Raw genomic sequence first — 8,220 nt, 5'->3', positions numbered from 1 at the left:
TCGGCTGGAGGGCGATTAATGACTGAATCACAACACCAAACATGCTCACAGGTAGATTGCCGTTGCAGGCTCGTCGTGTCACACAAGACGCGCCCTGTTCTGCAACGGGTGCGGAATCGCGTACCAAGCCATCTGCATCCACCCCTTGATAACTCCCTCGTGGGCCTCGTGCCCACCGAGTTTCGTACACTCGACAGTCGAGTTGATCGTCTACGAAGTGGTGAGCGAACTGCTCCGTCGAGAGATGCGCGAGCAGTTTGCTGGTGCGTACGCTGCGTCCCAGCAGTCCGACGACTGATGAGTACCTGGTGACGTACGAAGCCCTCACCAACGACTACTCAGACAGCTTACGCCGCCCAGCGTCGATACAATTCCAACAGGGAAGAGCTTCAGAGAGCTGTTCACACTCACAGGGCAGGTCTGCTGTGTCATCATCCCCGTACAATGTTGACCCACCATCTGCGACGACGCGCATCTGGACCGCAAGTTCGATTATTCGTGGGCGAATCGCGACCGCAACCCGGTGTTTACACGGATCGTCACCGCTCGCATCGGCGGGACACGAACACGAATCAGGCACACCATCCCGAATGCGAACGCGGTACTCGTGCGCGGTTGGGTCAGCATAGCTCTCGTTGCGTACACGGACATCGCCATCAAGGAGTTCGAATGCAAACGCCTCGTACTGCGCTCGCTTGAGGACACGCGTAGGTGGATCGAACTCTGGTAGTACAGGAATCATGGTAGCCAGCGCGCAATTCGCGCACCCCTTCGGGCGCATGAAAAACTGCGCCGGACGGCAGATGGGGTTAGACCGCGTCGAGTGTCGACAGAATCTCTTCGGCCGTCCCGCTAATCCGACCCAGTCGCTCTTGCAGCACGTCCGTCTCGTCGCCCTGCCACGCCGCGAGGTAGAACGCCGACCCACTCGTATCCAAGCCGAGGTATCGACCAACGACGTACGCAACGGCCTCCGCTTCGACCTCGCGTTTCGCCCGCTCAGTTGCGTCAGTAATGTCGAAGTGCAGAATCGCGTGGGCGTACTCGTGGATGATTGTTGCCGCGAGGTCCGCGCGGTTCGGGCGATTCTTCACTTCAACGGGTGGGGTGAGATCTTGGACACTTCGTGACTGGCAGACACCCTTCGCTTCGCCATGCCGCCACTCGTCGGGACCGACGATGCGGACGGTTACACCGAGGTCCGACGCGATGTTGGTGAGATCCTCGACGAGCGTATCAGGCTCACCGGTCGCCGCCGTATCCAGCTCTGGAAGTGGTTCGCCCTCAGTCTGTGAAATGTCGAAGACGGGCGCGGGCTTGAAGCCCACGAGGCCCTCTGACCACTCTTCGGGTGGCGTCTCATCGTACTCACACTCGCTGTTTTCGTGATAGCTCGGTGCGTTCCCACACTCGGGGCATTGGGTCGTGATGATCGGCGCCCAAATCCAGATTGCCGACTCGCCTTCCTCGACGTATCGGTCGAACTCCGCTTGCCACGTCCGGTAGCCGGCGACTTTCGTCGCCTCGGGGCATTGGAGGGTGATGAGGAGTGTGTTGCGGTGGGAGTAGTCGTGGAACCGGCTCTGGACGTCCAGCCACGCTTGGAACTGCTTGCTCGCCCGAGCGTTGTCGACGTCGTCAGCGAGGTCCGCAAGCCACTGTTCGATCGTGCGATGCATCTCATCGTGTCGCGTGTCGGTCTCGTCGAACGACACCGACGGGGAACTCGTTGTTGCCATTGGCTTCAGTTCTGATGCGTCTCTCCAGGACGCGCCGCACCCCTCTGGGGCGCACAAAAAACAGGCGAGACGACCTACTGGTCGGTGTCCTCGCACTCGAGGCTACGAAGGTACTGTCGACACTCGCCGAACAGGCCGCTCGCAGTCGCTTCGCCGGTCGTGAGGTGTCGAACCCACTCAATCGCCCAGCAGTACACGGGGTCGGACTCACCTGCCCCGTGGATGTACCACCAGCGAGCGGCATTGAGTACGACGAGCGGGTTTGTCGGCGGCCGTTCGCTCAGGAGGGACCACGTAATCGACTCGATTTCATCGGGAACGTCGGCTCGGGTGAACTCCGAACGATGCACGAGGTCGAGATCAACTGGAATCTCGTCGATCAAGACGTCTGACTCTGTTTGTTGGTGACTCATGGAAATCACGTCACACGGACTGTGTCTTCAGCCCGCACCCATCACGGGCACAAAAAATCTCGATGTCGCACGGGTACCGAGGAGTCTCTCGATCGACGCTATGCGAGATGCGACACCTCCTCGGGTTCGGAGTCGTCAGCGAACTCGTTGCGCTCGACTGGCGTCCAGTCTTCGGTCGTGGTTGGTGCCCACCAATCGACGTGGTAGTCACCTGGCGCACCGAGAATCTTAACACGTGCTTCGTCGTCGGGAAGCGGCCGGCGAAGTTTTTCGTCAACGTGGAGATTCCACGTCGTCGTCGCGTCGAATGTGATGATGACCGCCTCATCGTAGCCACGCGACTCAGGCGACTCACGGCACGTTACACTGGTATTGCACTCAGTGCAGAACACCCCCTCGAAGGGGATGTGCGTGAACGCTTCCGTGCCACACACCGGACACCACAGAAACTCGAACAGCGCCTCGTCGTGACGGAACACGCGCTCGAGACTCATCGATCATTCACCACCGTCGTAGGTATCGTGAGTGAATGGTGTGGAAAACGAGACAACTCGGCTACTGACGTTGGATTCAACATCTGTTACTGCGCCTCCGCCCCTTTGGGCGGCGCAAAAACAACGCCGTAGTGTAGACCTGCTGAACGCGCAATAGAGCTGAATGAGGTACCCTGTCGTAGGTCACGAATACAATCTGAAAGTGGCAGAGTGAGAGTACATTTCGTCTGTCTTCCTGTGGTGATTGCAGAGTAGTATCCCAATATGAGTCCGGTGCGACACACCACAGGAAGATTTACTCTGTGTCTACTGCTAACTCCGCGAGACCGTCGTCGTGTGAGGTCGTTCGAACGCGCTCGACAAACGCACGTGCAGCAGTGTCAGTCGCAAACACCGACGCATCATAGCCGACGGAGCCACCGAACACAGTCCACTCGTCGGTTACCACACCCCCAGACAGCGGGGTGTACTCAACACGATAGCTGTCAGCCGCGTCGTCGACGACGATTCGAACAGCGATACCACGATCAGGAAGTGTCTCTCTTAGGAGCATCATTGGGCACAGCCTCCAAAGTCAGTAATGGACATCAGCGGGAACGATCCACAGATGGTCGTTCGACCCGACGAATTGCTCAAGCCGCTCGCGATGCCGAACCCCGTCAGCGAACTCGTCGTAGAGGTACACCGCCGGTCCGCGGTATGCCCCGAGATTGTGGCACGCATGCCTGACAAGGTCCTCATCGCGCATGATCGCCGCGGCGTCAAGCTCGTCAACACCCTCTCGAACACGCTCGAGATTTCGCTCGAACTCGCGTGTCGTCGCCTGCCATCCACGTTCAAGGAGTTCCTGGCCGTCCTCCGAGCCAACGGGTGCTGCAACCGGGAGGTCACCCCACCGGGCGCTGCCGGCGACCGTTGTTGAGTCGTCATCAAACGTCACATAGTAGTCGAACACCGCGTCGGCGTGCGGTGCAGCACCCACCAGTTGGTCGAATACGTCAGCGGCCCGCGAGAGGGCTTGGTCTGTTGTCGATGCAGTCACGAGTGCGTAGATTACTTGGTGCATTCGTCGTCACCTCGCCGACTCAGGAGTCGATGTCTGTCCGACCCTTGCGCCGGCGCCCATCGCCGGCGCACACAAACACAACCCTACTACGATACACCAGAAGTTATCAAATACAAAAAGAGTTGAAGCAGACTGGGTGTGGCCGGGAACTAGGCTCCGGCCAGTATTTGCTGGCTGAAGTCATTCATTTTTCTCCTTCTAGGGAGTTATCGATGTCTTCCATGCTCATGCTGTATTCTGGGTTGTCTCGGAGGAACTGGTTGAAGTCGTCGTATTCTCCGCTTGTATCTTCCCATACATCTTCAATCAGAGAGTCATCTTCTACAACCGCGTACTGTGGATTTTCTGTTGTACCATAGATGATGTGGTTAGTATCTTCATCCATAACCATCTTCTCTAATACTTTCGACTGATTGTATAGCGTCTCGGATTTTATATCAATCTGGTTGAATGTTCTGAGTTTCTCTGTGAAGTCAACAACATATTCGGTTGTCGGAGCAACTGTATCGGAAGCTCCTGGTACCGGATTGTTTTCTGCGTGGAGTGAGTTAGACATTCCTCCGAATGCGCTTACTGCGCTCCTCTTTTTTTGTTCGAATCCCCACGAAGACGTGTCTTCGTCTTTTTCCCAGCCGAATCGTAGTGGGTGCCAGTACTCTTGGAATCCATCATTTTCTGGATCAAGGTATCCTGAATCCTCGATTAAGGGGTGTAGTTGTTGGTCATCTGCAGTCGCTGTTACTGGAGTTGAGACGGTCTCCATGAATCTGAGTTCTTCTGAGCCATCAGCGTTCTTACCGTAGATAAGTCCTGTACCGTGACCTAAGGTTTCAACATCCCATGCATGGACTTCAAGGCCTTGGTTGGTATTTTGCTCTATAGCTCTCTCGAGGGTGGGAGCATAAAGTGCATCTTCTGTAGATACTGGTCCTTTGTCAGTTCTAATTATTTGCCAGTTGAACAAGTAAGGATGTACCCAGTCGAGGGCCTCTCCTACGGTTTCTGCATTCCGGAATTCATCTAACTGGAATGAGCCTCCGTCTCTACGGCCACTAGCATTTGGATATTTGCTAATGCCCTGTTCTCCGCTCTTAATGGCCTCTATTTCTGGATTTCCTGTATCTGTTCCGATACTATCTACGAAGTTCTTTACCTCTGTAGGTTGGGCTTCTGCTAAGCTGGTGTAGTCGTTGTCGTGTCTCCATTCGTAGGCTACGAGATCAATTCCGAATTTGTTGAAGCCTAGTTGTTCGTGGCTGCTGTAAGTATCAAATACTACGTCTGAGGTAACGAATCCGCCCCGCTCTTCGATATAATTGTCCTGGATAGAGTTTTGGCTGATTTCTTCTCTCATTTTCTCGTTTCTCGCAGGAATTACATCGACTTTGTAATTGCCTGGTGTTGGCTTTACAGATGGTGCTGTATCCTGGGCCTGGTTACTTCCTGAAGAAGCTGTTGCGGTGAATTCCTGTTCCCCAGGCGTCATTTGTCCTGGTTGCACAGTAACTGTATTATCATTCCACTGGTCAGAATCAGGGCCTATCTGTACTTTCTCGTTGGATACATTGACTGATTCCACGTTGCCTGAGGTTTCTACCTGGAACTGGGCCTGGAAATCCGCGATATTATGATTTCTCCATATTGGCGGCAGCTTGTCTGGCTGCGAAGAAGTCGATATACTGATTGAGATATCTGCACTATTGGTAGGGGTTGTTTCCGTGGTGTTGTTGGGGTTCGCTATGTCTCCGTTGTTTTCGGTGCTGATGTTACAGCCGGCGAGTGCGGTGAGGAGTCCGGTGGTTCCGAGGAGGAGGTGTCGTCGTTTCAAAGAGAGATGGCACCTGGTTATTGTGTCTACGTAGTCGTGTCACTACTTTATAGCTTGAGGGAGCTCGTCCCATCTGAGATTGGGTGTGTAGTCAGATGCTACCCGTTCTCCGGCAACGATCTGATAGAAGAGGTGGTACTGGATGAACTCTGTATCTGCGTCACACGATTTCTGTTAGTTCTACGGAACTCAACAGAGCCCCCTGATTCATTCTCGTACCAATATCAGGAATCTGGATCAGGTCCGTACTGCGGCGTTCGACATACGGAACACCGCCAGACAGGCTCTCCAGCCCACGCTGCGGGTGGGCTGTCGTCGCGTGAGTCGAACCGATGCGGTGTCTGCTCCCCACACGACTGACAGCGGAGCAATTGCCGTGTTGGCGAGGCTGACGACGACTGTGACGACGAGACATCAGCAGACGCTCGCCGAAGCGCAATCGCTGGGACAACCCATGTCTCCGAGTCAGAGAGTAACTGCTCACGACGGGACTCCTCAGTAATCTGCGTCCCAGCAGCGTCGTACCACCGGGAAGCAGAACCCTCCGTCGAAGGAGAAGCAGACCACAACGAGACCGACCGTGCTTTCGCCACGAAGCCATCAGCACGCGATCCAGTCGCTGGAACAACGTCCGGGAGGTGGCCCCACCGTGTTCGGAGTGGCTCCGCGATCGACTGTTCGAGCGCCGCAATGCGTGTACACTCGTCGATAGAGGATGAGTGGGACTTCTGCAGTAATCGCGCTGCTGCAGTCCCTTTTGCGAGTGCACCTCGCGAGGACTGTGACGTGACGAGCAGGCAGATGATTCCGTGGAGTGTTTGCTCGTAGGGTTCAGAGGCGCTGTCAGAGACTGAGACGTCCTGTTGGAGGCAGAACCGACACTGGCTCTGAGTCGATGAGATAGCTCGCTCGCAGGACTGACAGATGTTCGTGTCCGACTCGTCGCCGGCTGGGTGGTCGCGCTCCCAGATCACATCGCCGTGCTCGGCGTGGTCGGGTTCCAGCTGTGCGTCTGTAATCTGCGTCGCTTCGCCATACGGTTGAAATTCCGCGGTCTGGTCACGGTAGGGGCATACCGCGTCGTGGCTGTACGTTCGGATATAAACGTTCGTCCAGCGAGGCCACTCTGAAACCCGGCCGTGGCCAACAAACGTATATGTATTCTTAAACTAGCTGCGGACAGCAAAATGCACGACTTGACCGGGTTCCAACGCGACCTGCTGTACGTCACCGCCGGCTTGGACGAGCCACACGGCCTCGCAATCAAAGACCAACTCGAGGACTACTACGAAACCGAGATCCACCACGGCCGGCTGTATCCTAATCTCGATACACTCGTCGAGAAGGGACTGCTCGACAAAGGCGAGAAGGACCGCCGAACGAACGTCTACGCGATCACAGCCAGAGGTCGCCGAGAAATCGAAGCCCGTGACGACTGGGAACAACAGTATACCAGCGAACTCACAGGATAACCAGAGTCAGATCAGAATGAGACTCACAATCGACATGAGTAACTGGCACTCAGACATCTCACAACGGTGTTTTTCTCTCCTTCCTCGTCTCAATTTACTATTGGAAACGGGACCACGTTCTCTCCAGTAACAGAGGTCGTGGCTGCGCGCGCAGCGGCTGCGAGCACGGAGCGGAGGGTGGGGCGGTGGGGCCTGGGTCGGACCGGCCACCAACAAAAAAGAGGGCTGCCTCGCGCTGTTAGGCGTCCCACCAAGCGTCGCGCTCGGGGAAATGCACGGTCGTCCAGCCCGTCAGGGCAATCGAGACACGCCCGTCGTACCAGTTCCGCGCCGCTCCGTGAATCCGCACGCGTTCGCCCTCACAAATCCACGGCACGTCCGAGGCCTTCCAACTCGTCAGCTTCACCTGCCCAGTTTCGTCTTCGAGGAGCCCCACTTGCTGAATCGCCGGCGACTCAGACTCCCACACCGTTGTCAGCGTCCCTTCAACGCACACCTCGCGTCGCGACACGCCCTCAAGCTTCCCGATTGGTACCATCGTCCCCGGTGCACCTTCGAGTTCCTCGAACACGCTCACAGTTGCCGACATCATGTCCTTGCCGCTCAACACCGCCTCGCTCAGCCGCCGACTGATCGCCGCTCGCGACCACCCATCCAGCTTCTCCGCTAACCGTGTTGCCTGAGAATTCACTGCGCCCAACTGTGCTTGGGTCAGCTCCGTCCGGGGATCTGCCCGGTCGAGGTCAGCCATCGGATTCACGCTTGCCGCGCGCTTCTGGAACTGCCGCCGTCGCTCAGCGCTCCGTTCGGCCGCAATCACCCGCGACCGCGCCTCACGGCCCTCTTGCGACCCCAGTTCCGCACGAGCACTAATCCGTTCGAGTTCCGCTTCCCGCGCTCGAATGCGCTCTTCTTGGGCCAACGTCACCCCGTCAATCCGCTCGTCGCTCGTGTCTGCGATCCCGTCAGGGTGGTTCGCATCCACCTTTGCTTGGATCTCCTGTTGCACCGTCGCCTGGAACTGTGGCGTCTCGTCGACGACCTCAAACCCGTCTTCGTCGACTGTCTTGTCATCCGCTTGCTCGAACGCCTGTTCAGCCACCGAAACTACCTTTCGACTGGAGTTGTTACTAGACATTGTAGTTCCTGAAGGCGCTGACGCGCCAACGCCCGCGACTCCACTCGCGGGATTCTCACGAACCAACACT

9 protein-coding genes are annotated in these 8,220 nt (G+C 56.6%); 1 reads left to right on the top strand and 8 read right to left on the bottom strand.

Annotated elements, in window-relative coordinates; genetic code table 11:
* Positions 1-334: 334 nt before the first annotated feature.
* The 7 genes from C5B90_RS19430 to C5B90_RS21080 form a co-directional block, all read right to left on the bottom strand.
* Positions 335-742 (bottom strand): SWIM zinc finger family protein, encoded by a 408-nt coding sequence (locus C5B90_RS19430; protein ID WP_115883582.1) that lies wholly within the window; start codon positions 740-742, stop codon positions 335-337.
* Positions 743-809: 67 nt separating this feature from the next.
* Complete coding sequence (locus C5B90_RS19425) at positions 810-1,739, bottom strand: DUF955 domain-containing protein (RefSeq protein ID WP_115883581.1); 930 nt, start codon at positions 1,737-1,739, stop codon at positions 810-812.
* Between the two features lie 74 nt (positions 1,740-1,813).
* Complete coding sequence (locus C5B90_RS19420; protein ID WP_115883580.1) at positions 1,814-2,152, bottom strand: hypothetical protein; 339 nt, start codon at positions 2,150-2,152, stop codon at positions 1,814-1,816.
* Between the two features lie 98 nt (positions 2,153-2,250).
* The gene (locus C5B90_RS19415; protein ID WP_115883579.1) at positions 2,251-2,646 is read right to left on the bottom strand and encodes a hypothetical protein; all 396 of its coding nucleotides are present in this window, start codon (positions 2,644-2,646) and stop codon (positions 2,251-2,253) included.
* A gap of 295 nt (positions 2,647-2,941) precedes the next feature.
* The gene (locus tag C5B90_RS19410) at positions 2,942-3,202 is read right to left on the bottom strand and encodes a hypothetical protein (RefSeq protein ID WP_115883578.1); all 261 of its coding nucleotides are present in this window, start codon (positions 3,200-3,202) and stop codon (positions 2,942-2,944) included.
* A gap of 18 nt (positions 3,203-3,220) precedes the next feature.
* Positions 3,221-3,712, bottom strand: coding sequence for a hypothetical protein (locus C5B90_RS19405; protein ID WP_115883577.1), 492 nt, complete (start codon positions 3,710-3,712; stop codon positions 3,221-3,223).
* A gap of 184 nt (positions 3,713-3,896) precedes the next feature.
* On the bottom strand, positions 3,897-5,540 hold the full coding sequence (locus C5B90_RS21080) for a hypothetical protein (protein ID WP_233512145.1): 1,644 nt from the start codon (positions 5,538-5,540) through the stop codon (positions 3,897-3,899).
* A gap of 1,187 nt (positions 5,541-6,727) precedes the next feature.
* Between C5B90_RS21080 and C5B90_RS19390 the strand changes: the two genes are divergently transcribed.
* A complete protein-coding gene (locus C5B90_RS19390; RefSeq protein WP_115883575.1) occupies positions 6,728-7,012 on the top strand; it encodes a PadR family transcriptional regulator in 285 nt (94 codons plus the stop codon).
* Between the two features lie 238 nt (positions 7,013-7,250).
* On the opposite strand, the gene C5B90_RS19385 is transcribed toward C5B90_RS19390, so the two are convergent.
* Positions 7,251-8,150, bottom strand: coding sequence for an SOSS complex subunit B family protein (locus C5B90_RS19385; protein WP_115883574.1), 900 nt, complete (start codon positions 8,148-8,150; stop codon positions 7,251-7,253).
* Positions 8,151-8,220 lie beyond the last annotated feature (70 nt).

It is taken from the genome of Haloferax sp. Atlit-12N, from assembly GCF_003383095.1.
In the GTDB taxonomy this organism is placed as follows: domain Archaea; phylum Halobacteriota; class Halobacteria; order Halobacteriales; family Haloferacaceae; genus Haloferax.
This window is presented reverse-complemented; position numbering and strand designations above follow the sequence as displayed.